Annotated in this window: 23 protein-coding genes; 11 read left to right on the forward strand and 12 right to left on the reverse strand. The window is 71.8% G+C overall.

The annotated features are described in order from the left end of the window. Window positions 1-347 precede the first annotated feature (347 nt). Entirely contained in the window at window positions 348-1,466 is a 1,119-nt protein-coding gene (gene serC, locus ACZ6CV_RS18495) for a phosphoserine transaminase (protein WP_469251823.1), read from the forward strand. A 120-nt stretch (window positions 1,467-1,586) separates the two neighbouring features. On the opposite strand, the gene ACZ6CV_RS18500 is transcribed toward serC, so the two are convergent. Continuing rightward, window positions 1,587-2,432: an ABC transporter permease gene (locus tag ACZ6CV_RS18500; protein WP_469251824.1), complete on the reverse strand. Its 846-nt coding sequence runs from the start codon at window positions 2,430-2,432 to the stop codon at window positions 1,587-1,589. Then, window positions 2,429-3,463 carry an ATP-binding cassette domain-containing protein gene (locus ACZ6CV_RS18505; RefSeq protein ID WP_469251825.1) on the reverse strand — a complete coding sequence of 345 codons (1,035 nt, stop codon included), beginning with the start codon at window positions 3,461-3,463 and terminating at the stop codon, window positions 2,429-2,431. The genes ACZ6CV_RS18500 and ACZ6CV_RS18505 overlap by 4 nt, the downstream gene beginning before the upstream one ends. Window positions 3,464-3,593: 130 nt before the next feature. Here ACZ6CV_RS18505 and ACZ6CV_RS18510 point away from each other — a divergent pair, with 130 nt between their 5' ends. Continuing rightward, on the forward strand, window positions 3,594-4,355 hold the full coding sequence (locus tag ACZ6CV_RS18510) for a TetR/AcrR family transcriptional regulator (protein ID WP_469251826.1): 762 nt from the start codon (window positions 3,594-3,596) through the stop codon (window positions 4,353-4,355). Between the two features lie 63 nt (window positions 4,356-4,418). On the opposite strand, the gene ACZ6CV_RS18515 is transcribed toward ACZ6CV_RS18510, so the two are convergent. After that, window positions 4,419-5,417, reverse strand: coding sequence for a TolB-like translocation protein (locus ACZ6CV_RS18515; protein ID WP_469251827.1), 999 nt, complete (start codon window positions 5,415-5,417; stop codon window positions 4,419-4,421). 218 nt (window positions 5,418-5,635) lie between these two features. On the opposite strand from ACZ6CV_RS18515, the gene ACZ6CV_RS18520 reads away from it, so the two are divergent. Beyond that, window positions 5,636-6,367 carry a GDSL-type esterase/lipase family protein gene (locus ACZ6CV_RS18520; protein ID WP_469251829.1) on the forward strand — a complete coding sequence of 244 codons (732 nt, stop codon included), beginning with the start codon at window positions 5,636-5,638 and terminating at the stop codon, window positions 6,365-6,367. 42 nt (window positions 6,368-6,409) lie between these two features. After that, window positions 6,410-6,916, forward strand: coding sequence for a hypothetical protein (locus ACZ6CV_RS18525; RefSeq protein ID WP_355807905.1), 507 nt, complete (start codon window positions 6,410-6,412; stop codon window positions 6,914-6,916). 290 nt (window positions 6,917-7,206) lie between these two features. Here ACZ6CV_RS18525 and ACZ6CV_RS18530 read toward each other — a convergent pair whose 3' ends face one another. Next, window positions 7,207-7,743 (reverse strand): carboxymuconolactone decarboxylase family protein, encoded by a 537-nt coding sequence (locus tag ACZ6CV_RS18530; RefSeq protein ID WP_469251830.1) that lies wholly within the window; start codon window positions 7,741-7,743, stop codon window positions 7,207-7,209. A 15-nt stretch (window positions 7,744-7,758) separates the two neighbouring features. On the opposite strand from ACZ6CV_RS18530, the gene ACZ6CV_RS18535 reads away from it, so the two are divergent. The 3 genes from ACZ6CV_RS18535 to ACZ6CV_RS18545 all read left to right on the forward strand — a co-directional run bounded on the left by ACZ6CV_RS18535 (window position 7,759) and on the right by ACZ6CV_RS18545 (window position 10,019). Next, a complete protein-coding gene (locus ACZ6CV_RS18535) occupies window positions 7,759-8,295 on the forward strand; it encodes a MarR family winged helix-turn-helix transcriptional regulator (protein WP_469251831.1) in 537 nt (178 codons plus the stop codon). 81 nt (window positions 8,296-8,376) lie between these two features. Next, entirely contained in the window at window positions 8,377-8,967 is a 591-nt protein-coding gene (locus ACZ6CV_RS18540; RefSeq protein WP_469251832.1) for a Uma2 family endonuclease, read from the forward strand. A gap of 62 nt (window positions 8,968-9,029) precedes the next feature. Then, complete coding sequence (locus ACZ6CV_RS18545; protein ID WP_469251833.1) at window positions 9,030-10,019, forward strand: aldo/keto reductase; 990 nt, start codon at window positions 9,030-9,032, stop codon at window positions 10,017-10,019. 179 nt (window positions 10,020-10,198) lie between these two features. On the opposite strand, the gene thpR is transcribed toward ACZ6CV_RS18545, so the two are convergent. Then, on the reverse strand, window positions 10,199-10,810 hold the full coding sequence (gene thpR / locus ACZ6CV_RS18550; RefSeq protein WP_469251834.1) for an RNA 2',3'-cyclic phosphodiesterase: 612 nt from the start codon (window positions 10,808-10,810) through the stop codon (window positions 10,199-10,201). Window positions 10,811-10,954: 144 nt separating this feature from the next. Between thpR and ACZ6CV_RS18555 the strand changes: the two genes are divergently transcribed. Beyond that, window positions 10,955-11,476 carry a GNAT family N-acetyltransferase gene (locus ACZ6CV_RS18555; protein WP_469252019.1) on the forward strand — a complete coding sequence of 174 codons (522 nt, stop codon included), beginning with the start codon at window positions 10,955-10,957 and terminating at the stop codon, window positions 11,474-11,476. A gap of 84 nt (window positions 11,477-11,560) precedes the next feature. On the opposite strand, the gene ACZ6CV_RS18560 is transcribed toward ACZ6CV_RS18555, so the two are convergent. Together ACZ6CV_RS18560 and ACZ6CV_RS18565 are read right to left on the reverse strand one after the other, a co-directional pair. Beyond that, window positions 11,561-12,907, reverse strand: a complete 1,347-nt coding sequence (locus tag ACZ6CV_RS18560) for an MFS transporter (protein WP_469251835.1) — start codon at window positions 12,905-12,907, stop codon at window positions 11,561-11,563. Between the two features lie 108 nt (window positions 12,908-13,015). Then, a complete protein-coding gene (locus ACZ6CV_RS18565; protein ID WP_469251836.1) occupies window positions 13,016-13,453 on the reverse strand; it encodes a MarR family winged helix-turn-helix transcriptional regulator in 438 nt (145 codons plus the stop codon). A gap of 142 nt (window positions 13,454-13,595) precedes the next feature. Here ACZ6CV_RS18565 and ACZ6CV_RS18570 point away from each other — a divergent pair, with 142 nt between their 5' ends. Further along, window positions 13,596-13,778, forward strand: coding sequence for a ribbon-helix-helix protein, CopG family (locus tag ACZ6CV_RS18570; RefSeq protein ID WP_355807927.1), 183 nt, complete (start codon window positions 13,596-13,598; stop codon window positions 13,776-13,778). Between the two features lie 54 nt (window positions 13,779-13,832). Here ACZ6CV_RS18570 and ACZ6CV_RS18575 read toward each other — a convergent pair whose 3' ends face one another. Then, window positions 13,833-15,287, reverse strand: coding sequence for an NCS2 family permease (locus ACZ6CV_RS18575; RefSeq protein WP_469251837.1), 1,455 nt, complete (start codon window positions 15,285-15,287; stop codon window positions 13,833-13,835). 202 nt (window positions 15,288-15,489) lie between these two features. Here ACZ6CV_RS18575 and ACZ6CV_RS18580 point away from each other — a divergent pair, with 202 nt between their 5' ends. Together ACZ6CV_RS18580 and ACZ6CV_RS18585 are read left to right on the forward strand one after the other, a co-directional pair. Beyond that, the gene (locus tag ACZ6CV_RS18580) at window positions 15,490-15,756 is read left to right on the forward strand and encodes a DUF2530 domain-containing protein (protein ID WP_362372407.1); all 267 of its coding nucleotides are present in this window, start codon (window positions 15,490-15,492) and stop codon (window positions 15,754-15,756) included. Window positions 15,757-15,928: 172 nt separating this feature from the next. Beyond that, a complete protein-coding gene (locus tag ACZ6CV_RS18585) occupies window positions 15,929-18,340 on the forward strand; it encodes a cation-translocating P-type ATPase (protein ID WP_469251838.1) in 2,412 nt (803 codons plus the stop codon). A gap of 7 nt (window positions 18,341-18,347) precedes the next feature. Here the strand turns inward: ACZ6CV_RS18585 and ACZ6CV_RS18590 are convergent, their stop codons facing one another. The 4 genes from ACZ6CV_RS18590 to ACZ6CV_RS18605 all read right to left on the reverse strand — a co-directional run bounded on the left by ACZ6CV_RS18590 (window position 18,348) and on the right by ACZ6CV_RS18605 (window position 24,920). Further along, entirely contained in the window at window positions 18,348-19,187 is an 840-nt protein-coding gene (locus tag ACZ6CV_RS18590) for a DUF5707 domain-containing protein (RefSeq protein WP_469251839.1), read from the reverse strand. Between the two features lie 225 nt (window positions 19,188-19,412). Then, window positions 19,413-19,607, reverse strand: a complete 195-nt coding sequence (locus tag ACZ6CV_RS18595; protein WP_469251840.1) for a hypothetical protein — start codon at window positions 19,605-19,607, stop codon at window positions 19,413-19,415. Window positions 19,608-19,741: 134 nt separating this feature from the next. Next, a complete protein-coding gene (locus tag ACZ6CV_RS18600; protein ID WP_469251841.1) occupies window positions 19,742-22,888 on the reverse strand; it encodes a sacsin N-terminal ATP-binding-like domain-containing protein in 3,147 nt (1,048 codons plus the stop codon). Window positions 22,889-23,981: 1,093 nt separating this feature from the next. Beyond that, a complete protein-coding gene (locus ACZ6CV_RS18605) occupies window positions 23,982-24,920 on the reverse strand; it encodes a DUF3027 domain-containing protein (protein ID WP_469251842.1) in 939 nt (312 codons plus the stop codon). Window positions 24,921-25,659: the final 739 nt, after the last annotated feature.

Consider the following 25,659-nt stretch of genomic DNA (forward strand, 5'->3'; position numbering starts at 1 on the left):
GTCCGGGGCAGGGCCCCGAGACGTCCGCCGGTGGGGCGCGGGGCACGGGATCCCGAGCCCGTCCGGCGATTGAGGACGAGCGCGCAGCGCGAGGAATCAGCCCCTCCGGCGCTTGAGGAGCGGGGTCCGGGGCAGGGCCCCGAGACGTCCGCCGGTGGGGCGCGGGGCACGGGATCTTGAGCCCGTCCGGCGATTGAGGACGAGCGCGGAGCGCGAGGAATCAGCCCCTCCGGCGCTTGAGGAGCGGGGTCCGGGGCAGGGCCCCGAGACGTCCACCCCGGGTGACCGAGGATCTCAGCCGACGGACACCACCAAGACGGCGAGCCCTGAGCCGCTAGGCTCCCCCCGTGGCTGAGATCCAGATTCCCGCTGACATGAAGCCCGCCGACGGCCGTTTCGGCGCGGGCCCCTCCAAGGTGCGTACGGAGGCGCTGGACGCCCTGGCCGCCACCGGCACCTCCCTCCTCGGCACCTCCCACCGCCAGGCCCCGGTCAAGAACCTGGTCGGGCGCGTGCGCGAGGGCATCGCCGACCTCTTCTCCCTCCCCGAGGGGTACGAGGTGATCCTCGGCAACGGCGGCTCCACCGCGTTCTGGGACGTGGCGACGCACGGCCTGATCGAGAACAAGTCGCAGCACCTCGCCTTCGGCGAGTTCTCCTCCAAGTTCGCGAAGGCGTCAAAGCTCGCCCCGTGGCTGGCCGAGCCGACCGTCATCAAGAGCGACCCGGGCACGCACCCCGACCCGAAGGCGGAGGCGGGTGTCGACGTCTACGCCTTCACCCACAACGAGACCTCGACCGGCGTCGCCGCGCCGATCAAGCGGGTCGAGGGCGCCGACGCCGGCTCCCTCGTCCTCGTGGACGCCACGTCCGGCGCGGGCGGCCTGCCGGTCGACGTCGCCGAGACGGACGTCTACTACTTCGCCCCGCAGAAGTCGTTCGCCTCGGACGGCGGCCTGTGGCTGGCCGCGTTCTCCCCGGCGGCGATCGAGCGCGCCGAGCGCATCCACGCGTCCGGCCGGCACATCCCGGAGTTCTTCTCGCTGCCCACGGCGATCGACAACTCCCGCAAGAACCAGACGTACAACACCCCGGCGCTCGCCACGCTCTTCCTGCTCGCCGAGCAGCTGGACTGGATGAACTCCCAGGGCGGCCTGGAGTTCACGACGGGCCGCACGGCCGCGTCCGCGCGCACGCTGTACGGCTGGGCGGAGGAGTCCAAGTACGCGACGCCGTTCGTGACGGACCCGGCGAAGCGGTCGCAGGTGATCGGCACGATCGACTTCGCGGACGAGATCGACGCGAGCGCGGTGGCGAAGGCTCTGCGCTCGAACGGGATCGTGGACACGGAGCCGTACCGGAAGCTGGGGCGCAACCAGCTGCGCGTGGCGATGTTCCCGGCGATCGACCCGGCGGACGTCGAGGCGCTGACCAAGTGCATCGACTACGTGATCGACAAGCTCTGACCCATCAGTTTTCCTGCGGGTGCGCTGTGGCTGGTCGCGCCCACGCGGCGGAGCCGCACATGTCAGGGCCCCGCGCCGCTTGAGGGGCGCCCCCCCACCGGGAGGGGCGCCCCTCACCTGTTACCGGCTCAGCCCCCTGAACCTCCGTACCGCCAGCGGCAGAAACACCAGCGAGATCACCACCGGCCACACCACGGCCATCAGCACCGCGTGCTGCTCGACCCAGCTGGAGCCGCCCGCGCCGGGGTTGCCGAAGAGCTCCCGGGTGGCCGTACCCGTCGAGGAGACGGGGTTCCACGCGGCGACGGGCGCCAGCCAGTCCGGCATGAGCGACGGCGCCACGAACACGCTGGAGATCATCGTGAGCGGGAAGGCCACCGCGTAGAGGCCGCCCGCCGCCTCCGGGGTCGGGACCACGAGCCCCAGGAAGACCCCCACCCAGATCAGGCTGAACCGCAGGAACAGCAGCAGCCCGAAGGCGAGCACCGTGTCGGCCACGCCCGCGCTGGAGCGCCAGCCGATGGCGAGCGCGGTCAGCGCGAGGATGGTCAGCTCGGCGCAGGCCACGACGAGGTCGGCGAGGCCGCGCCCGGACGCCACGGCCGACGGCGCCATCGGCATCGAGCGGAAGCGGTCGATGACGCCCTTCGTCGAGTCCGTCACCACCCCCATCGCCGTGTTCATGAACCCGAACGCCATCGTCATCACGAACATGCCGGGCATCAGGAACTGCAGGTAGTCGCCGTCCTCGCCGTCGCCGGGCACCTTCATCGCCTCGCCGAACACGAACCCGTACAGCAGCACGCTGATGATGGGGAAGCCCAGCTGCCAGGCGATGTTGACGGGCTGGCGGCGGAAGTGGGTGAGGTAGCGCCGGGTGACGTTCCAGCAGTCGGCGAGGGCCCAGAAGAGCCGCCCGTGCGGCTGTGGCCCGGTCCCGGTCCCGGTGGTGAGAGTGGCGCTCATGCGGCGGCCTCCGTCGCGTGGGTCTCCGTGGCGTGGGTCTCCGTGGCGTGGGTCTCCGTGGCGTGGGTCTCGCCGGTCAGCCGCAGGAACACATCGTCCAGGCTCGGCCTGCGCAACCCGATGTCCTCGACCGCGACCCCCTCGTCCCGCAGGGTGCGGGCCACCTCCGTCAGGGCGCCGACCCGGTCGGTCACGGCGGCCTGCACCCGGCGCTCCAGGTCGAAGGTGACCGGTTCGCCGTCGCAGACGCGGGCCACGGCCTTGGCGACCGCGGGCAGGTCGGCCGCCTCGCGCACCACGACGTCGAGGTGGCTGCCGCCCACCGTGTTCTTCAGGCCGTCGGGGGTGTCGTCGGCGATGGCCCGGCCGCGGTCGATGACGGTGATGCGGGAGGCGAGCCGGTCCGCCTCCTCCAGATACTGGGTGGTGAGCAGCACCGTCGTGCCGCCCGCGACCAACTCCCTTACCGCGTCCCAGACTTCGAGGCGGCTGCGCGGGTCGAGTCCGGTGGTCGGCTCGTCCAGGAAGAGCACGGCGGGGGCGAGGATCATCGAGGCCGCGAGGTCGAGCCTGCGCCGCATGCCGCCGCTGTACTGCCCCGCGCCCTTCTCGGCCGCGTCCTCCAGGTGGAACTGCTCCAGGAGTTCCTGCGCGCGCCGGGCGGCCCGCCGGCCGCCGAGGTGGAAGAGGCGGCCGAACATCTCCAGGTTCTGCCGGCCGGTGAGCACCTCGTCGACCGCCGCGTACTGCCCCGTGAGGCCGATGCGGCCGCGGACCAGCGCGGGCTCGCGCACCACGTCGGCGCCCGCCACCTCCGCGCGGCCGCCGTCGAGGCGCAGAAGGGTGGCGAGGATGCGTACGGCGGTGGTCTTGCCCGCGCCGTTCGGGCCCAGGAGGCCGTGCACCGTGCCCTCTTCGACGTGCAGGTCGAAGCCGTTCAGGGCGTACTTCTCGCGGCGCTCGCCCTGGTGCCGCTCCCCGTAGCGCTTTTCGAGCCCTTCGGCCCGTACCGCGAAGCCGTTCCCGTTCATCGCCGTCCCTTCCCCGATCCCCTCGCCGCACCTGACTGGGTACGCCGTACTCAAATGAGGGTACACCGTACTCAGTTTTACGGGTACGCCGTACCCAGTTCCTGATGTGCCGCGGATTAGGGTGAGGGCCATGACGAGCACCAACGGCGAGGACCGGCGCACCGGCAGCGACATCACCCGCAGCCTGGACCTGCTCTGGGGCGAGGGCGGGCGCCCGGCCCGGGGCCCCAAGCCGGGGCTCACCCTGGACCGCATCGTCACCGAGGCGGTCCGGCTCGCGGACGCCGAGGGGCTCGCGGCGCTCTCCATGCGCCGCCTCGCCACCGAGCTCGGCACCGGCACGATGTCCCTCTACCGGTACGTGCCGGGCAAGGGCGAGCTGGTCGACCTGATGCTGGACCACGTGTCCACGCCGCCCGCCGACGACGGCTCATGGACCGGCGGCTGGCGCGAGGGCATCGAGGAGTTCGCCCGCGAGACCCTCGTCCTCTACCGGCGCCACCCCTGGCTGCTGCACGTCAACCCGGCCCGCCCGGTGCTCGGCCCCGGCTCCATCGGCGGCCTCGACCGCACGCTGTCCCGGATCACCTCGATGGGCCTGACCGACCCCGAGCTGGTCGGCGTGATCGTCATGACCGAGGGGTACGTGACCGGGGTCGCCCGCACCCAGGTGCACGAGGCCGAGTCGGCGAGGACCGGCCTCACGGACGAGGCGTTCTGGCAGGCGCAGCTGCCCGCCCTGGAGAAGGCCATGAGCAGCGGCCGCTATCCGACCCTGGCCGGGCTCACCGGCGACGCGTTCGGCTCGGACTTCGACCACTTCGAGTTCGGGCTGCAGCGGCTCCTGGACGGCTTGGACGTGCTGGTGTCCCGGCGCGCCCGGGAGCGGTAACCTCGCCCGACTCCGGGCCCCCGCCGGCCACTTCCCTACCGCGCCGCTACCCCGCTGTCCCCGCTACCGTCGCTGCCCCCGCCGCCCCAGCCGCTTCAGCCCGAACACGGCGAGCAGGACGGCGCCGATCACGATGGCCCCGGTCTTCACGCTGCCACCGAGGAAGGGATCGTCGTCGCCCTCCCGGGCCGTACCCCCGTTGTCCGAGGGCGAGTTGGAGCCGCTGCCGCCCCCGCCGGGCGCCTCCACCGGCTCCACCTGGCTCTGCCGGCCCTCGGTGCCGTACATCAGGGTCGTGCCGTCGGTCGTGTACGTGACGGACTCGCCCTGGCGTTGCAGGGGCACGCTCAACCGCCCCTTGCGCTGCGGCTTCTTCCCGTCGCCCTGCCACGCGTACCAGATGCCCCCGAAGTAGCCGCGTACGGCGAGCTGTTGGCCGTTCGGCGAGAAGGCGCCGTCGGTCACCCACAGGTCGATCTCGGCGACGCGCCGGAAGACGTTGGTGCCCGAGGAGGACATCCGCGCCGGGCCCTCGTAGAGGCCGCCGCCCTCCTCGTTCTTGCTGACGATGTAGATGCGGCCGGTCTTCGGGTGCACCATCAGCGCCTCCGCGTCGCGCGCGCCGTCGGCGTACTTCACGACGTACTGGGTGGCGCGGACCGTCTGGTCCTTCAGCTGCTTCGGCTCGGGCAGCTTGTAGACCCAGACGTTCTTCCAGGTGCCGTTGAGGTTGTCGCCGATGTCGCCGACGTAGATGTTGCCGTCGCTGCCGACGGAGATCGCCTCGACGTCGCGGGGCGCGCCGACCCCGGTCATCGTGATCGTGGCGACGGTCTCGCCGGTCTTGGAGTCGACCGCGTACAGGAACGCGCCCTTGTCCTGGTCGTTGTGCGTCCAGTAGATGCCGGGGTGGGCGCGGGAGGCGGCCAGGCCGCTGGACTCGACGATCCGCGGATCCTTGATGGTGAACCCGTCGTGGCCGTCGGCCGCGGCGGGCACGGCGAAGGCGACGGCCAGCACGGCAGCGGCGAGAACAGACGGAACAGCCCGAAGCGAACGCATGCGCCCAAGAGTGCCATCCGCCCGCGCGGGCGGCGTGCGCAGCCTCGCCTCGGGCCGGCGGGGGCAACCGCGCGCAGCCGCACCCCACCCCATAGCCGGCGCGGGCAACCGTGCCCAGCCTCATCCCACCCCACCCCGCAACCGGCGCCCCCGCCCGCGCGGGCAGCGTGCGCAGCCTCACATCGCAGGGGCCGTCCCCGATCCGCGAGAATGAGCGGATGCTCAGGTTCATGTTCGTCGGCGACTCGATGACGATCGGAAGCGCCGGGGAACACACCTGGCGCCTCCGCATGTGGCAGCACCTGCGCGCCACCCTCGGCCCCGAGGGCGTCGCCGTGGTCGGCCCGCGCACCGCGCTGTACGACAAGGCGGCGGGCGAGCCCGTCTCGTACGACTACGCGGATGCCGCCGCGCACCCCGACTTCCCCCGCAACCACCTGGCCGGCTGGGGCGAGGGCTGGCTGCACATGGCCCCGCAGATCGCGGACGCGCTGCGCCGCGACGCCGCCGACGTGCTGCTCATCTCCCTCGGCCTGATCGACCTCGGCTTCTACACGAACGCGGAACAGACGGCGGCCAACGTCCGCGCGTTCATGACGGCGGCCCGTTCGGCGAACCCGGCCCTCCGCATGGTCCTGCTCCCGGTGATACCGAACGTCCGGGCCGCGTCGGACGCCCCCTTCGCCGCCGAGGTCACCCGCTTCAACGAACTCCTGGCGAAGACGGTGGCGGACCTGGACACGTCCCGCTCCCCGCTCCTCCTGGCCTCGCGCCCGCGGTCGTACGACATCGAGGTCGACACGTACGACGGGACGCACCCGAACGCGAGCGGCGAACACAAACTGGCCTCCGCGTTCGCCGAGACCCTCTCCCAGGCCTGGGACATCGGCGGCCCCTACGCACCACCGCCCGCACGCCCCGACACACATCGCCTGCTGAACCACTCCTGAGGGCGATGGCGGAACGGCAACCTTCGAAGTACTTTCGAAGTCATGAGCTCCAAGAGCACAGCCGCCGGTGCCCCCGCCTCCACGGACGCGGTGAACTTCTCCGAGCTGGTGAACAAGAACAAGCAGACGCTTGCCCGTCTCAAGGAGTCCCCGCGTCTCCTTCTGCACCGTAGGGACGGCGAAGACCTGGTCCTCACCACTGCCGCACGCGCCGAGCAGGATCAGACGGTGGTCTCGGCCGCGACCCGGATGCTCGCCGCGATGGCCCGCCGAGAGCCCGGCAGCATGGAACTCCTCCTCGACATACTGCCGGAGGCCTTCCCCTGGGTCCGATTCCTCCCCGAAGCGGACGTCCACGCCTTCGCCCTCGAACTGGTCGACACGATGCGCGCCGCCGACTCGATCTCCAACAGCGCGGCCGTGGCCCAACTCCTCACCGCGTGGCAGCACACAGCGGAGGCCCACTCGGACCCGGCCCTCCTCGCGGCACTGACCAGGGACCACGACGCGGACTACGGCCCGACGCCGGACCCCGGGAACCCGGAGTGACGGCGGGCCGCGGCGACCGAGCCGCACCACCGGCCCCGGAAGGCAGTGGGACATCCGCTTCGCGGATCACTTACGCGGGTACGGCGCATCCCCGGGCCACGGACCGTTGAACGTCACGAACCGCTCACCCTGCGGTGCGCCGTGTCGCCTCGCGAGCAACTCGGCGTTCGCGTAGGGGGTCTTCGGCCATCGGGTAGGACTGCCGGTCCAGGGGCCAGGTGTAGCCGCCGAGACGGGTACGACGACGTACGCGAGGACGCACGCGACCCGCAACTAGGCGCCAGCCCCCCTCACGCCGCCCGCGTGAGCCGATTCGCCAGGGTCGACATCGTGTACGTACCGATGCCGAGGACGACTTCGAGGGCGTTCCGCTCGCTGTAACCGTGCGCGAGGAACGCCGCGAGCCGGTCCTCCGCGACGGCGCCCGCGGCGACAAGCACCTCCAGCGTGAACACCCGCACCGCGTCCAGGCGTTCGTCGTCCAGCGCGCGCCCCCCGCGCAACGCGGACGCGACCTCCGGGCCCGCGCCCAGCGCCCGGAGCTTCCCGGTGTGCAGGGAGACACAGACGTGGCACTCGTTGCGGACGGCGACCGTCATGATGACGACCTCGCGGGCGAGGGGATCGAGCGTCGAGCCCTCGAAGGCCGCGCTCAACTCCAGGAACCCGTTCAGGAGTTCCGGCGACTCCGCGAGCCGCGCCACCGCGTCCGGCACCTTCCCGAAGGCGGCCGCCGTCTTCCGCATGGCCTGCCGCGAGGCTTCCGGCGCGGTTTCGAGTGTGTGCCCAGCGAACATCACGTACCCCCAGTGGACCCGCGGGGTCATGCGCGGGCCCGTAAAATGGACAACATGGTTGACGACAAGAAGGTAAACCAGGTTGTCGATAACGGCAAGGGAGATGACGGCAACGGAGATGACGGCAAGGGATACGAGCTGCCCCTGCTCCTCTTCGCGGGGTTCCGCACCCTCATCGACCGCCTGCACGCCGAACTCGCCCGCCAGGGCCACCCCGACATCCGCCCCGCCCACGGCTTCGCGATGCAGGCCATCGGGGCCGCGGGGGCCACCGCCAGCGAGGTCGGACGGCGCCTCGGCGTCTCCAAGCAGGCGGCCGGCAAGACGGTCGACCGGCTCATCGCCCTCGGCTACGCGGCCCGCACCGACGACCCCGGCGACGCCCGCCGCAAACTCGTCCGCCTCACCCCGCACGGCATCGACGCGCTGCGCCGCTCGGCGGCGGTCTTCGACGAGCTGCGCGCGGAGTGGGCGGAGGCGATGGGCCAGCACCGCCTCCGTGACCTGGAGGCCGGCCTGCGCGGGGTCGTCCCCGCGGACGCGTTCCGGCTCGACGCGGCGGGCTGGCTGGGCGGCTCGTGACCGGACGTGACCCCGCCTCCGTGCGTATCGTTGTACCGCGCGGCCGTACTCGACCGAGGGCGGCCGGGGAGGAGCGCCACGATGACCGTCGTAGAGACCGACAGGATCGAGATGGCCGACAACGACGTCGAATGGGACTTGGACCGATGGTTCGAGCTCATCGAGCGGATGGTCCCCGAAGGAATCAAGGCAGAGGTCGTCGAGGGGGCTGTCTCCATGGTGCCGCAGCGGAACGTGCACTGGCAGATCATCCGGAGGGTGCTCTACGCCGTGGACGACAGGTTTGGTCGGGACACGCTGATGATGACGGACGTACGCATCGATTTCCCCGGCGACCAGAACGGATTCTGCCCCGACCTCGCGAAGCTGAAGGACGGCGCGGAGCCGAACCAGGAGGGCCGCTGGCGGTACCAGGACGTCGAGTTCGTCGCCGAAGTCATCTCCCGGGGCACCGGCCTGAACGACTACGGCCCGAAGAAGGCCGCGTACGCGGCGGCCGAGGTTCCCGTGTACCTCGTCGCCGACCCCTACCAGGGCCGCTGCCACGTCTACACCGACCCCAAGGACGGCGAGTACCGCACGCAGTCGAAGTCCGACTTCGGCGACGAGATCGACCTGACCGGCACGGTCGTCGACCTCATCCTGAAGACCGACAGCTTCCCCCGCGACTGACCCACCCCCTCCCGCTGCCCCCCCTTGCCTAGAGCCCACTCCACCCCCTTGGCTGGGGCCCCATGAAGTACACGCAGCTGGGACGCACAGGGCTCAAGGTCAGCCGGCTCACGCTCGGCACCATGAACTTCGGGCCTTTCACCAACGAACCCGACAGCCACTCGCTCATGGACACCGCGCTCGACGCGGGCGTCAACTACTTCGACACCGCCAACGTCTACGGACAGGGCGCGGGCAAGGGCCGTACCGAGGAGATCATCGGCACCTGGTTCGCGCAGGGCGGCGAGCGGCGCGACAAGGTCGTGCTCGCCACCAAGGTGTACGGGAGGATGGCTCCCCAGGAGGACCCCGTCTGGCCCAACCACGACCGGCTCTCCGCGCTCAACATCCGCCGCGCCGTGGAGGCCTCGCTGAAGCGGCTGCAGACCGACTACATCGACATCTACCAGTTCCACCACATCGACCGGAACACCCCGTTCGAGGAGATCTGGCAGGCCGTCGACGTCCTCATCCAGCAAGGCAAGATCCTCTACGCCGGATCCTCCAACTTCCCCGGCTACAAGATCGCCCAGGCCAACGAGACGGCCGCCCGCCGCGGCAGCTACGGCCTCGTCAGCGAGCAGTGCCTGTACAACCTCGCCGCGCGCGACGCCGAGATGGAGGTCATCCCCGCCGCCCAGGAGTACGGCCTCGGCGTCATCCCCTGGTCGCCGCTGCACGGCGGGCTGCTCGGCGGTGCGCTGAAGAAGCAGGAGGGCGCGCGGCGCAGCGGCGGACGCGCCGCCGCGGAGCTCGCCAAGCCGGAGGTCCGCGCGCAGGTCCAGGCGTACGAGGACCTGCTCGACAAGCACGGTCTGGAGCCCGGCGAGGTCGCGCTGGCCTGGCTGCTCACCCGGCCCGGCGTCACCGCGCCGATCGTCGGCCCGCGCACCGCCGAACAGTTCGACTCCGCGCTGCGCGCCGTCGAGCTGGAACTCTCCGCGGAACTGCTGGACGCGCTCGACGAGATCTTCCCGGGCCCCGGCCCGTCGCCGGAGTCGTTCGCCTGGTGATTCCCGGCGGGAGACAGCACCCGGCGGGCTCGTACGGGAGATGAGCGGGCGGCCCGCGTCGGCTGGGGGCCTACTGGCCCTAACCGCCGACCGCGGCCGCCACCGCCACCACGACGAACATCAGCACGAGCACGCCGGCCATGATCCGGTTTCTGGTTTTCGGGTCCACACCGTCGAGGTTAACCGGCGCCGCCAGGCTCCCCCGCGCCGCCTCCCAGTACCCAGCGCCCCACCGCCTCGTACCGCGGCCGCTCCCCCGGCACCCCGCTGCGCGGCAGATTGCTGCGGACGAGCGTCAGCTCGCCCACGGTCCACGCGGCGCCCTCGAAGGGGGCGAGCGCGTCCACGTACGGCCGGAGGTCCGTGCCGGACGGACGGAGGTCCGTACGGGCGCGGGTGCGGGCGAGCGTCAGGTGCGGGCGGTAGGACCGGTGCTCCTCCATCGCGATGCCCGCCTTGCGGGCCGCCGCGTCCGCCCGCTGGGCGAGCAGCCGCAGCGCGGCCACGTCCCCGGTGGCCCCGGCCCACAGCGCCCGGTCCCCGAAGTGCCCGCTGCCGCGCAGGGCGAGGGTGAAGGGGGCGGTGCGGTGCGCGGCCCGCTCAAGGCGGGCGGCGAGGTCCGGCACGGCCGCCTCCTCGACGTCCGCCATGAAGGCGAGCGTGAAGTGCCAGCTGTCGCGGGCCGTCCACCGCAGGTCACCGGCGCCCGGCAGCCGCTGCAACGCGTGGGCGGCGTCGGCCAGTTCGGAGGTCGCGGAGTCGGGCGGGAGAACCGCGGCGAAGAGTCTCATGAAGGTGACGCTCTCATGGAGCTGACGGCCTCATGGAGCTGACGGTCTCATGGCGGGTGACGCTAGCCTCCGCCCATGGATGACATGAACACCGACATGCATACCGAGATGGATACCGACACGACCACCGGAACGAACCCCGACATGGCACCGCTGACGATCAGGAAGGGCGGCCCCGACGACATCCCCGCCGTCACCGCCCTCTTCGACGGGGCGGTGGCGTGGCTGGCCGCGCAGGGCCGCACGGGACAGTGGGGTACGAAGCCCTGGTCCGAGAACCCCAGGGCCGTCGCGATGATCGAGAAGTACCTGACGACGGGCGAGCCCTGGATCGCGGAGATCGACGGCGAGGTGGCGGGCACGGTGACGCTCACGGACGGACCGGGCGGCGACTTCATCCCGCAGGCCGACGAACCCGAGCGCTACGTCCACCTCCTGGCCGCCGACCATTACCGCCACGCCGCCCGAGGCGTGGGCCGCGCACTGCTGGCCCACGCGGCCGAGGAGACCCGAAGGCAGGGCATCTCCCTGCTCCGCGTCGACTGCTACGCGGGCGACGACGGCAAGCTCGTCGCGTACTACGAGAGCAACGGCTTCGCGCGCACGACCCCCTTCACGGGCCCGGACGGCACCTGGCCGGGCCAGGTACTGGCCCGCCGCGTCTGAGGCCCCTCCCCCACGGCGGGCGGCAGGCCCGACGGTGCGGGCGAGCAATACCCCCGCGCCGTTCCGGCCCGCCGCAGGCGACCCTCACGCCGCCGTAGCCAGCTCCCGTTCCCGCGGTACGAACTGCACGTGCCGATGGCCCCTGCGCAGGTCCACCTTCAGGCGGAGGTTGGCCGCGCGGGCCAGCATCAGGGCGACGGCGACCGCGGCCAGGGCGCAGATCAGGCCGCCCAGGGCCATGCTCACGCGGACGCCGTACGCGTCGGCCAGCCAGCCGAAGAGCGGGCCGCCCAGTGGGGTGCCGCCGGTGAAGACCATCATGAACAGGGACATGACGCGGCCCCGCATCTCCGGGTCCGTGGCCATCTGCACCGAGGAGTTCGCGGTGACGTTGACCGTCAGGCCCAGGATGCCCATCGGCACGATCAGCGCGACGAACATCCAGTACTCGGGCGCGAGGGCCGCCACGATCTGCAGCACACCGAAGGCGACCGCCGCCCCCGCGAGGAGCCGCAGCCGCGAGGAGCCGCGCCGGGCCGCGAGCAGCGCGCCGACCAGCGAGCCGACCGCCATCAGCGTGTTGAAGAGCCCGTACATCCCCACGCCGCCGTGGAAGATGTCGTCCGCGAACGCGCTCAGCCAGATCGGGAAGTTGAAGCCGAAGGTGCCGATGAAGCCGACGAGGACGATCGGCCAGATCAGCTCGGGGTTCTTCGAGACGTAGTTCAGGCCCTCCCGCAGTTGCCCCTTGCCGCGCGGCCTGCGCGGCGTGCGGTGCAGCTCGCCCGTGCGCATCAGGAGCAGACCGGTGAGCGGGGCGAGGAAGGACAGGCCGTTGGCGAGGAACGCCCAGCCGGGCCCGACCGCGGCGGTCAGCGCGCTCGCCACGGCGGGGCCGATGAGACGCGCGGACTGGAAGTTGGCGGAGTTCAGCGACACGGCGTTGCGGACCTGGTCGGGGCCGACCATCTCGGACACGAAGGACTGCCGCGTCGGGTTGTCGACGACGGTCACCAGACCGGTGAAGAACGCCGCGAAGTAGACGTGCCAGACCTGGACGTGGCCGCTGAGCGTGAGGGCGGCGAGGAAGAGCCCGCTGAGGCTCATCGCGCCCTGGGTGACGAAGAGCAGGTTCCGCTTGGCGAAGCGGTCCGCGATCACCCCGCCGTACAGACCGAAAAGGAGCATCGGCAGGAACTGCATGGCCGTGGTGATGCCGACGGCCGCGGAGGATCCGGTCAGGCTCAGGACCAGCCAGTCCTGGGTGATCCGGGCCATCCAGGTGCCGGTGTTGGAGACGACCGCCCCGGACGCGAAGAGCCGGTAGTTGCGGATCTTCAGCGAGCTGAACATCGAGGCTTTACGGGGGCGGGCGGACTTGTCGAGGGCGGTTGGTGCGGGGGCGGAGTCTGCTCCGGATCCCGTACTCAAAGTAGGTTCGCCTCCTATGGCGTTTGGCGTACGTACGGCTCCCGCTTCCGCGGGAGTGCCCGCGGGGTTCCGCGGGGCTGCTGCTGCGTCCCGCGGGGCGCCGCGGGGCTACAGGTGCGCGAGCTTCTCCAGGACGGGAGCGGCGGCGCGCAGACGCGCCCACTCGTCGTCGTCGAGCTCCGCGGCCAGACCGGCCAGCCAGACGTTCCGCTTGCGGCGGCTCTCCTCGAGCATGGCCTCGGCCGTCTCGGTCTGGGTCACCACCTTCTGGCGGCGGTCCTCGGGGTGAGGTTCGAGACGGACCAGCCCCTTCGCCTCGAGCAGGGCGACGATGCGGGTCATCGACGGCGGCTGCACGTGCTCCTTGCGGGCGAGTTCGCCCGGCGTCGCGGAGCCGCAGCGGGCAAGGGTGCCGAGCACCGACATCTCGGTGGGGCTCAGCGACTCGTCGACGCGCTGGTGCTTGAGTCGACGGGACAGGCGCATCACAGCGGAGCGCAAGGCGTTCACGGCGACGGCATCGTCACCATGGGAGAGGTCCGGCATGTTCGTTAGCGTAACTCATTACCCTAGCTAAGGACCACTCGGATTCTCAGACGACCCACGCCGAACCATTTCGTCACCCGAACGAGTGAGGTGACTTCGGAAAGTCACGCAGTCTCCGCGGGGCGCCGTGACCCTGGCACGCATGGGATCGCCAGTGCTCAGCCTGCGCATAGACGGTGAGCTGCTCGACCGGCTCCGACAGCACGCGGCCAAAAGAGGAATGAGCGTCCAGGACTATGTGGTCCGGACGCTCATTCGGGACGACTTCGACGAACGCTTCAAGACGTCCGTCGAGGAGACGGCGAGGTTCTACGGGGCTGCGTGAGAGGTTCTACGGGGCTGCGTGAGGGCCGACCAGGACCCACCACGTGAGCCGCGGCTACGTGAGGTTCAGCGCCGGCATCAGGTAGTAGAAGGCGAACACGGCCGACACCGCGTACATCGCGACCGGCACCTCGCGGCCCCGTCCGGCCGCGAGCCGCAGCACGGTGAAGGTGATGAAGCCCATGCCGATGCCGTTGGTGATGGAGTACGTGAACGGCATCATCAGCATCGTCACGAACGCCGGGATCGCGATCGTGTGGTCGGCCCAGTCGATCTGCCGGATGGAGCCGGACAGGATCAGGAAGCCCACCGCGAGCAGCGCGGGCGTGGCGGCCTGGGACGGGACCATCGTGGCGAGCGGCGTGAGGAAGAGCGCGACGGCGAAGAGCCCGCCGGTGACGACGTTCGCGAAGCCCGTACGGGCGCCCTCGCCGACGCCCGCCGTGGACTCCACGAAGCAGGTGGTGGCGGAGGAGGACGAGGCGCCGCCCGCGGCGACCGCGATGCCGTCGACGAAGAGCACCTTGTTGATGCCGGGCATGTTGCCGCGGGAGTCGGTCAGGCCCGCCTCGTCGCCGATGCCCATGATCGTGCCCATCGCGTCGAAGAAGCACGAGAGCAGCACGGTGAAGACGAAGAGGACTCCGGTCAGGACGCCGACCTTCTGGAAGCCGCCGAAGAGGCTGATCTGTCCGACGAGCCCGAAGTCCGGGCTGGAGACGGGGTTGCCGGGCCACTCCGGGCTGGTCAGGCCCCAGGACTCGGTCGGGAGGCCGGCGGCGGAGTGGATGATCATCGCGACGATCGTCATGACGACGATGCTGAGCAGGATCGCGCCCGGCACCTTGCGCACCAGCAGCGCGAGGGTGAGCAGCACGCCGAGCACGAAGACGAGGACGGGCCAGCCGTTGAGGTGCCCGTCGCCGCCGAGCTGGAGCGGGACGGTGGTGTGCGCGGCGTCCGGCATGCGCGAGACGAAGCCGGAGTCGACGAGGCCGATCAGCATGATGAACAGGCCGATGCCGATCGCGATGCCCTTGCGCAGGCCCAGCGGCACGGCGCTCATCACGCGTTCCCGCAGCCCGGTCGCGACGAGCAGCATCACGACGAAGCCGGCGAGGACGACCATGCCCATCGCGTCCGGCCACGACATGCGGGGCGCGAGCTGGAGGGCGACGACGGTGTTCACGCCGAGGCCGGCGGCGAGCGCGATCGGGACGTTGCCGATGACGCCCATCAGGAGCGTGGTGAAGGCCGCGGTCAGCACGGTCGCGGTGACCAGCTGCTTGTTGTCGAGCTGATGCCCGTACATGTCCTTGGCGCTGCCCAGGATGATCGGGTTGAGCACGACGATGTAGGCCATCGCGAAGAAGGTGGCGAAGCCGCCGCGGACCTCACGGGCCAGGGTCGAACCCCGCTCGGAGATCTTGAAGAAGCCGTCGAGCCCGTTCTTCGGGAGCTTCGGCGGCTCTTTGCTGGCGTCGACCGGGGCGGTGGCCGAGGAAGGCATGCGGGACCTCGTGGACTCAGAGATGGGGAAAGATCGTTCGGCGCCGATTTCGGTTCGACTTGTTTATTCGTACGAAAGCAATCGGCCATTAACGAGCCGTTTCAGTATGAATACATGAGAGAGAAATCGCTATCTCCGCGCGTAGACCCGGCGCGCGCAAGGGGTGTACGCGGGCCCGGCGCCGCCTCGTAAGCTGTCCCCCATGGCGAAGTGGACCCCCAAGCACGAGGCGCCGGAGCCCCTGGAGGGCCCCGTGGTCGCCACCATCACCGGCGGCACGATCCTCTGGTTCGTCCTCTTCCTGGTCCAGCTCCCGTTCTACGGCTGGTTCGACGACCGCGACGCGACCTGGTGGGTGTGGACCTGCCTGGCCGGCGGCGGCCTCGGCCTCATCGGCATCTGGTACGTCCGCACCCGGGACGCGGCGATCAAGCGGGCGCAGGCGGCGCAGACGCAGCCGCAGCAGTAAGGCCGGGCCCCGGGCCTGCGCGGCAAGGACGAAGGTCCCGGGCCTCCAGGGGCCGAACGTCCTGCGTCCGCAGTACTCCCGTACGACCACGGGACCGGCCCCGTCCTCCCGAGGTCGGATCTTTCGGGCACTCGGGGGGTGAAGCCGCAAGAGCGCCCTTACCGTCGAATGCATGACGCATATCGACGCGGGCGCAGAACTCGACCCGGTCCACCCGGTGCGGCCCCCGGCGGGCCAGGGCGACCGGGCCACCGGACTGACGGCGGCGGAGGTCGCCGAGCGGGTCGCCCGCGGCGAGGTCAACGACGTCCCGGTGCGCAGCTCGCGCTCGCTCGGCGAGATCGTCCGGGCCAACGTCTTCACCCGCTTCAACGCGATCATCGGCGTGCTCTGGGTGATCATGCTGTTCGTCGCGCCGATCCAGGACAGCCTCTTCGGCTTCGTGATCGTCGCCAACACCGGCATCGGCATCATCCAGGAATGGCGCGCCAAGAAGACCCTGGACTCGCTGGCCGTCCTGGGCGAGGCCAGGCCGACCGTACGGCGCGACGGCACCGCCGCCGAGATCTCCACCTCCGAGATCGTCCTCGGCGACCTGGTGGAGCTCGGCCCCGGCGACAAGATCCCGGTCGACGGCGAGACCGTGGAGGCCGACAGCCTGGAGGTCGACGAGTCGCTGCTGACCGGTGAGGCGGACCCGGTCATCAAGAAGCCCGGCGACAAGATGATGTCCGGCTCCTTCGTCGTCGCGGGCGGCGGCGCGTTCACCGCCACCCGCGTCGGCCGCGAGGCGTACGCGGCGCAGCTCGCCGAGGAGGCCAGCCGCTTCACCCTCGTCCACTCCGAGCTGCGCTCGGGCATCTCCACGATCCTCAAGTACGTGACGTGGCTGATGGTCCCGACCTCCATCGGCCTGGTGATCTCCCAACTCGTCGTCAAGGACGACAACTTCAAGGAGTCCATCGCCTACACGGTCGGCGGGATCGTCCCGATGATCCCGGAGGGCCTGGTCCTGCTCACCTCCGTGGCCTTCGCGATCGGCGTGATCCGGCTGGGCCGCCAGCAGTGCCTCGTCCAGGAACTCCCCGCCATCGAGGGGCTCGCCCGCGTCGACACGGTCTGCCTCGACAAGACCGGCACCCTCACCGAGGGCGGCATGGACGTCACCGAGCTGCGCCCGCTGGGCGACGACGACGAGCAGCGCGTACGCGAGGTCCTCGGCGCCCTCGGCGAATCCGACCCGCGCCCCAACGCCTCCCTCCAGGCGATCATCGACGCCTACCCGGACAGCGAGGAGTGGCGCTGCACCGAGTCGCTCCCCTTCTCCTCGGCCCGCAAGTACAGCGGCGCCTCCTTCAGCGAGGGCGACGGCACCACCTCGACCTGGCTCCTCGGCGCACCCGACGTGCTGCTGCCCGACGGCGACCCGTCCCTCGCCGAGATCGAGGAGCTCAACCAGCAGGGCCTGCGCGTGCTGCTGCTGGCCCGCGCGGCCGGCGACCTCGACGACCCGGACGTGGCGGCCGGCGCGCGGGCGAGCGCCCTGGTCGTCCTGGAACAGCGGCTGCGCCCCGACGCCGCCGACACCCTGCGCTACTTCGCGGAGCAGGACGTCGCCGCCAAGGTCATCTCCGGCGACAACGCGGTCTCGGTGGGCGCGGTCGCGGGCAAGCTCGGGCTGTCCGGCGCCGACAACACGGTGGACGCCCGCAAGCTGCCCGCCGAACGGGACGGGATGGCGCAGGCCCTCGACGACCACACGGTCTTCGGCCGGGTCACCCCGCAGCAGAAGCGGGACATGGTGGGCGCCCTGCAGTCGCACGGGCACACGGTCGCGATGACCGGTGACGGCGTGAACGACGTCCTGGCCCTCAAGGACGCCGACATCGGCGTCTCGATGGGCTCGGGCTCGGAGGCGACCCGTGCGGTCGCGCAGATCGTGCTGCTCAACAACAGCTTCGCGACGCTGCCGTCGGTGGTCGCGGAGGGTCGCCGGGTCATCGGCAACATCACCCGCGTCGCCACGCTGTTCCTGGTGAAGACCGTCTACTCGGTGATCATCGCGCTGCTGGTGGTCTGCTCACAGGTCGAGTACCTCTTCCTGCCGCGCCACCTGACGCTGCTGTCCACCCTCACCATCGGCATCCCGGCGTTCTTCCTCGCCCTCGCGCCCAACAAGGAGCGGGCCAAACCGCACTTCGTGCGCAGGGTGATGCGGTACGCGCTCCCGGGCGGCGTGATCGCGGGTGTCGCCACCTTCGTGACGTACCTGCTGGCCCGGCACCACTACGACGGCGCGGGCGCGCGGGAGGCCGAGACCAGCGCGGCCACGCTGGCGCTGTTCCTGATCGCCATGTGGGTGCTCGCGATCATCGCCCGCCCCTACACGTGGTGGCGGGTCGCTCTGATCGGCGCGATGGGTCTCGGCTTCCTGCTCGTGCTGACCGTGCCCTGGCTCCAGGACTTCTTCCAGCTGAAGCTGGTGGGCACGACGATGCCGTGGGCGGCGGTCGCGATCGCGGCGGTGGCCTCACTGGCCGTGGAGCTCGTCTACCGCTGGGTGGACCGCCGCTTTCCGGCGTAGCGGTGACCTAGTTGACGTCGACGAAGTCGCTGGTGGAGGTCACGGTCGGGGTGGTGGACGTACCGGCGAAGACGTACCGGAAGTAGCCGTCGGCGGAGGCCTTCACCGTGGTCTTCAGGTTGCCCTTGGTGTCGGACTTGATCGTCTTGAGGGTGGTGTAGCTGCTGGCACCCTTCTTCTTGTACTGCAGCTTGACGCTCTGCTGGGTGTAGCCGGCGTACTTCGAGGTCTCCCAGTTGGCGCGGGTGAGGGCGCCGGTGACCGTGAGGGTCTTGCCCTTCTTGACGGGCTCGGGGGAGGCGTTGGTGGTGAGGCGGGCGGCACGCTTCACCGAGACGTTGGTCGGGTACGCGTCCTTGGAGACGTAGTCGCCGTCCTTCCCCTGCGCCAAAGCCCAGACCTTCCACTTGCCGGCCAGGACGTTGCCGTAGATGTTCGCCTTCGGGTCGGCGACAACCGTCACGGTGCAGGTGGACGTGGTCTGGTTCACAACTTTGCAGTCACCGGTCTCCGAGCTGGGGACCATCGAGCCATCGATGTGGTTCCGGTCGAAGGCCGTGCCGTGCCACAGGAGGGCCTTGCCGTCCTTGATGCCGGACGGGTCCGTCGCGGTGACGGCTATCTTGACCGTCTTCTTCTCGGAGGTGCCGACGACGATGTCCTTGCCGCCGTTGACGGTGATCTTCGTGATCTTGGTGTCGCCGTCGGTCACGTCGGCCGGAGCTTTTGCGGCGAAGGTGGCGGCATGCGGGGCCTTCGGCGCGTCTGCGGCCTGAGCGGCCGGGACGGCGAGTGCGGAAAGGGCCAGGGTGCCGGACAGTGCGGCCACGGTGGCACGGATGCGCATGTGTTTCCCCAGGTGGAGAAGGGGACCCGCGGTGCGTTGACACGCCGTCACGCGGGTCTCAGTGATCTAGGAGTCTGTTGACTCGCAAGATCAGACTCGCGTCCTTGGCCAATGGTTGTACGGAGAGTGTGAACTCTGCGGAGAACGTGTGACCTCACGGAAACGGGTGCCGAGGGTCCCTCTGCCGTACGGCAGAGGGACCCGTCGCAGCCGACAAACCCCGGATCAGGCACCGGAGACGCGCACGGCCCGGCGGTAGCGCCGGATGGCGTACACGATGAGCGCGACCTGCGCGGCCGCCCACAGCGAGAGTTCGAGCGTGCCGATCCCCGACCCCAGCACGGTGAGCAGGCCGAGGAAGGCGAGCAGGATCACGGCGATCCGCACGAGGAGAGACATCATCGGATGCGGTGCGCGCATGATTCCCCCACATGAATTCCATGGGACTCGGGTGGTCAGCCCGGATCCCCCCTTGGCCTGAACCTTACTGAACGTATTGGATCAAGCACAACCAGGACAGGAACGCCCACCGTCGCCCGAGCGAGGGCGGGGCCTCAGTCGAACCAGCGGTCTCGGGCCAGCTCCTTCGTCCGGGAGGGGTCTTCGAGCAGGGCCGCCACCTCGAAGCGCCGTGGCCACTGGCCCGCCGCCCAGGAGAGGCCCGCCGCCACGCCCTCCAGCGTCGCCGCGTGCACCACGCCGTCCGGGGTGCGGCGCCAGTCCAGTTCCGCGCCGCCCGCGACCAGTTCGTCGTACTCGACGTACGTCGACGGGGCCGACGGACCCAGCAGGATCCGCACCGGCTCCGGGACCTCGTGCTCGACGCCCTCACCCGACGGCTCCACCGCCGCCGTCTCACTCAGCCGTCGCACCTGGAACAGCTCCGCCAGATCCCCCGCCCGGCCCGGCTGTACGGGCAGCAGCGCCACCCCGCCCGCCAGCGGCAGTAGGTCCGGCGCGTCGGCGACCACCGCGTCCGCCGCGTCGACCACCACCACCTCGCCGTCCACCACCGCGCGCAACTCGTCCGGCAGGGTCACCTGCTCCGGGTCGAGGTCGGCCAGCGCCCCGTACAGCGCGTGCAGTTGGGGCGCGGAGACCGGCCGCTCCGGGTCCGCGAGCCGGTCGAGGAGTTCGGCCGCGCCGCCCGGCTCCTCCAGGAGGGCGCCGACGGACGTCCGTACACCCAGCGCCCGCAACACCTGCTCGTCGCCGAACCCGGACGCGTCGGCCGCGTCGTACAGTCCCGCGAGCAGCGGATCGCCGCCCTCCGCCCGCAGCCCCGCGGGCCGGCGCCCGTCCAGCACCGGATGGCCGCGCAGCCACCACGCCGCGTACGAACGCACCGTCTCCGTCGTGCCGTCCGGCAGCAGCACCCGCAGCGGCTGCGTCAGCGCGTCCCGCAGCGGCGGGCGCGACAGCATCGCCAGCGCCTGCGGCCAGCAGTCGTCGTCGACCAGGTCGAGGTCCCGTACCGCGACGATCTCCGTGGCGACCGGCGGCACCGGCGTGTCGGGCAGCCGGTCGAGCACGTCCTCGCACCACACGTCCACGGCGTCCAGCAGCCCCGCGTCGTCCGGCTCCGCGAAGTCGCCCTCGCGGGGCTCCAGTTCGTCGGGGTCAAGGACGACATCGGTGGCGCGTACGAGGGCGAAGGTGGCGAGCACCCCGCACGCGGCCAGCGGCTGTTCGCCCCAGCGCGCGGCCAGCTCCTCGTCGACGAAGGCGAGTTCGTCCTCCCGCATGACCTGCGCGAAGGGACTGCCGGGCAGCACGAGCTCACCGGCGGGCGCCAACTCGCCCTCCTCGTCCGGCAGGGCGAGCGCGCCGAGCCACGGCTCGTCGCCGGCCGCGAGGTTCGCGTCGCGCACCAGGGTGAGGACGACGTCCGCCAACTCCTCGGCGTCCAGCGCCTCCTCGTCCCACGTGTCGTCGTCGAGCGAGGCGGCGACCGCGGCCCGCACCTGCGGCGTCGTCAGGACGGCGCGGGGCGTGGCCGGCAGCGCGCCGAGCTTCTCGAGCAGCGGATGCACCGCGTCGGGGTGCGCGACCTTCAGGCCGAGCCGCGCCAGGGCCGCGGGGTCGCGCTCGTCACCCGAGGCGGGCAGCAGCACCTGCCGGGGCCCGATCGTCGTACGCGCCCGGGACGTGTCCCCCGCCAGCGGCACCGGCAGCCCCGAAAGCCGCTCCGGGTCGACCCCGGCCAGCGTGTCGTACAGCCGCCGCCACCAGCCGGGCTCCCGCTCCAGACCCGCCAGCCGGTCGATCGCCTCGGTGAGCGGCACCCGGGCGACGCCCAGGGTGCGCAGCTCGGCACGGCGTTCGAGCCCGGCGGGCAGCAGACTCGGCAGCACCTCGGCGAGCACCCGCACGGTGTCGGCACCGGCGCCCTCCACGACCTCCGCGTCCCGCGGCCGGAGCGCCTCGGGCAGCGCGTCGTCCTCGTCGTCCTGCGCGTCCCGTGGCAGGGCGGGCGGCAGGAAGGCGGTGCGGGGCAGCAGTTCGAGGACGGCCTGCCGGAGCGCCCCGTCCAGCTCACTGCGCCCCAACGGCCCCGGCACCAGCGAAATGATCTCCTCGGCCACGGGCCGCCACGCGGCGAGCAGCTCGACGTATGCCTCGGCCGCGCACCGCACGAGGAAGTCGGTGAGCGGCCCGGGCGCCGCGTGCCGCCGCGCGGTGTCCAGCGGGAACGAGGCGATGAGCAACGCCGGTACGCCGAGCGGCTCGTCACTCGGCGTCGGCGCGTGCACGACCGGGGTGGTGCGCGGCTTCACAGGGGCGCCGTCGGGGCCCGCGGGGACCGCCCAGGTGACGGACCAGTGGGGCCGCAGCCGCTCCTCGACCGGCCGGTCCTTGAGCAGCGCGGGCTCCAGGGCGCCCTGGCGGCTGACGGTGCGCCACCGCGTCGTACCGTCCCGGCTGTCCTCGACGACGGTGTACGGGGCCTCGGCGCGGCGGCGCAGGGTGCGCACGGCGCCGTCCGGCGTCTCGACGCTCACCTCGTCGAGGCCGGGGAGCGCGAGCAGCAGCGCGTCGTCGATGCCGTCGAGCAGCCGGGCGACCAGATCCTCGGCGGCGGCGTCGCGCAGCGGCAGGATGACGACGGTGTCGTACCCCTCGGGGGCGATGCCCTCGGCGGCCAACGGAAGCCGCAGCAGCGGCACGTGGCCGTCCCTGCGGCGCACCTCGTCACCGAGGCCGGGGCTGAACCGGGCGGTCTCCGCGGCCAGTTCGCGTGCCTCGGTCAGCGACCAGCGGACGCCGCCGGTCCTGCCGACCACGGCGGGCTCGTCACTGACCGCGAGCACGGCGGCGAACCCCACCCCGAACCGGCCGACGCTGTGCCGCTGTTGCTCGGCGGTCTCCTCCCGCTTCGCGGAGGCGCGCAGGGTCGACAGGGACTCGACGCCGGCGGCGTCCAGGGGGGCGCCGCGGTTCGCGGCGGCGAGGACGCCGTCGCGCAGCGTCAGGGCGAGCCGTCCGGGGACGCCCGCGCGGGCGGCGGCGTCCGACGCGTTCTGGGCGAGCTCCACGACGAGCCGGTCGCGGTAGCCGCCGAGGGCGAGGTCCTCCTCGGCGTTGGCGTCCTCACGGAACCGGGCCGGGGCCGCGGCCCACGCGTCGAGGACTCCGCGGCGGAGGCGGGCGGTGCCGAAGGGGTCGGTCCCCTCGGCCGCCGGCCACACGTTCTTGCTCACGGTCGTCTCTCTCCTCTGCGTCACCACACACGATCCGACCCCGCGACGGCCCCTCCTGTCGAGGCACGCGAGACGCCGCGCGGCCGGAAGGTCCCGGTCGGTAGCCGGTCTTGGTCTACGAAGAGTACGGGGACGCATGCGCTTGGCTGGTCCAGGCTGCTTTGTCTCGCCTGGTGGCGCGGGGGCGCGGGGCGCGGGTGCGCTTGGCGGTTCGGCCGGGCCACCCCGCCTGGTGGCGAAGGGTGACGGGGCGGGGGGGGCTGCTTGGTGGTTCGCCCAGCTGCCCCGCGCCGCCTCGCGGTGAACGGTGACGGGGGCCCATGTGCGTGTCCTGGCGGGGCCCAGGCCGGGGAGGGGCTGGCCGGTAGGTCTCGGCCGAACCGCTCGCCGGGGCGGGTGCCCCCTCGGGGGGGGGGGGGGGCGGATCGGGCAGTGGTACGAGGGCCTGGCGGCAGGTGAGCCTGCCGGTGCTGTCGAACGCGGACGGACTACGGCACCCGCGAGTGGCGGCGCGCGCACCAGGACCAGCAACAGCAACAGCCCGCGCCGGACGCCGAGACGAGGGGCCACCACCTCGCAAGGAGCGTGCACAGGCCGAGTTACCGGCACACGCCGAGCAAAGGATCCACCGACGACGGACATCGCGGTGGACCTCATCGACCCACGAGGGGCGCATGCCACGGCAGGGGGCGGCCCGCACCCACCCAGTCCGGCCACACCGGGCACCGGGACGAAACGACCACACCCCGAGGCGTACTCAAGCCGAGCTACGGGACCGCCGACGACGACGGACGGCCGGTCGCCGCAGTCCGCACCACCCGAGCCCCGGCCGCACCGGACGCCGAGACGAGGCGGCCACCGCCCGCGAGGAGCGGGCACGGGCCGGGTTTGGGCGCACGCCAAGCTGCTGTATCCGCCGACGGCGGACCTCGGGGCTAGTCCCGTCCGGACGGACGTCAGGCCGCGAACGGCGTGCACCCACCGGGCGCGTCATGGGGCGACGGGCACACGCCCAGGCCCAAACCGAGGTTCAGGCCCGGCGCCCAGCCGTGCTTGCCGGATGCCGGAACAGAACCGTCACCCGTCGCCGGAACTACGAGTGGCCCAAGTCCTCGCTCGGCCCCGCCACACTCACCGAACCGGAGTCCGCCGCGGGGCGCAGCGGCAGTACGTCCACCCGGGTCTCGTCCAGGACCGGCGGCGCCGGCCGCGGCGGCTTCGGCATGACCGCCGCCTCCGAGTGCCCCCCGCACCCGTACGACAACGACACGACCTGCCCGTCCGCGGGCCCGAACTCATTGGCGCAGATACCGAACGCCTGACCGAGCGAGCCACCGATCCGTACGAGGAAGCCACAGCTGACGCACGCCGCCGGGGCCGCCTGCGCCATCGCCGTCTTCGCGCCGTGCACCTCGTCCCAGCGGTCCGCGGCCACATGCAGGCCGTACCGCGAGAGCACCCGCGCCCGCCGCATGCCCAGTTCCTCGGCGACCGCCGCGATCGAACCCCGCGCCGGCGGCACCGGCAGCTCAGCGGGCGGGCCCGCCGTGACCTCGGCGTCCTCCGCCTCGACGAGCTCGGCCATCTCCTGCGACACCACGGAGTTCGGCGGCGGCTCCTCCTCGCCCGAGTAACCGGGTTCGAGGCGCAGATCCTCCGCGTCCGTCGGCAGCAGGTCGCCCGGCCCCATGTCGCCCGGCCGGAGCCGCTCGCTCCACGGCACCCACTCGGGGGCGAGGAGCGCGTCCGAGCCGGGCAGCAGCACCGTCTCGTCGAGCGTGACGACCTTCGCCCGCGAGGCACGGGCGACCGTCACCGCCCAGCGCCAGCCGCGGTAACCGAAATCCTTGCACTCGAAGAGGTGCGTGACGACGCGGTCGCCCTCGACGACGACTTCGACATGCTCGCCGACCACACCGGGCGCGGCGGCCTCCTCGGCCGCGGCGCGCGCCAGGCCGACCGCCTCGGCGCACAGGCGGTCCGGGGTACGCGGGGTGCGCGGGGTACGGCTTCGCGTTGTCGCTGCGCTCACAAGTATCGCTTCTCTCCTACGCCGTCTCACGAGTGCGCCACCCTTACGCGGGAGAGCGGACGGAGCGGACCAGTGGGCCGCGTCAACGTCCGCGCCCGACGTTCCGGGGCGCACCTACGTCACCCATTCTGCGGGATGACCGAGAGGCGCGCGGCCAAGAACAACCGCCGCGGCGCGCTACGCACGCTACCTTCTCCTGGCCCCTGGGCCTACACCGACGTACGTCGTCGCGTCCCGAGCCGTCCTCCGGCCGTCGCATCGGCGCCCGCTTCCCCGCACCACCTCCCCCGGCCCCAACCCCCCACGCGCCCCCGCTCCGCGGCGTTTCCCCCACCCACCCGCCCCCATCACACCCCCCGCAAACGGGTGGCCGACAAACGAAGCAAACACACGTCACGAAGCAAACGGGTGGGCGGGCCGGCGCACACCGGCAAAGCAGGAGCAGCCACCCGGCGCCGGGGCGCGAAGGGGGCTGGCACGGAGCGGCGAAGCAGGCCCACCCCGCGGCGCCGGGGGCGAAGGGCGGCGCACGCCCACCCCGCGTCGCGGGGCAAACGGGCGGGCGGGCGGGCAACCCGCCGCGGAGCGGCGAAGCAGACCCAGCCGCACGGCGCCGGGGGCGAAAGGCGACGCACACCCACCCGGCGTCGCGGGGCAAACGGGCGGGCGGGCGGGCAACCCGCCGCGGAGCGGCGAAGCAGACCCAGCCGCACGGCGCCGGGGGCGAAAGGCGACGTAC

This window comes from Streptomyces sp. NPDC041713 (assembly GCF_055591085.1).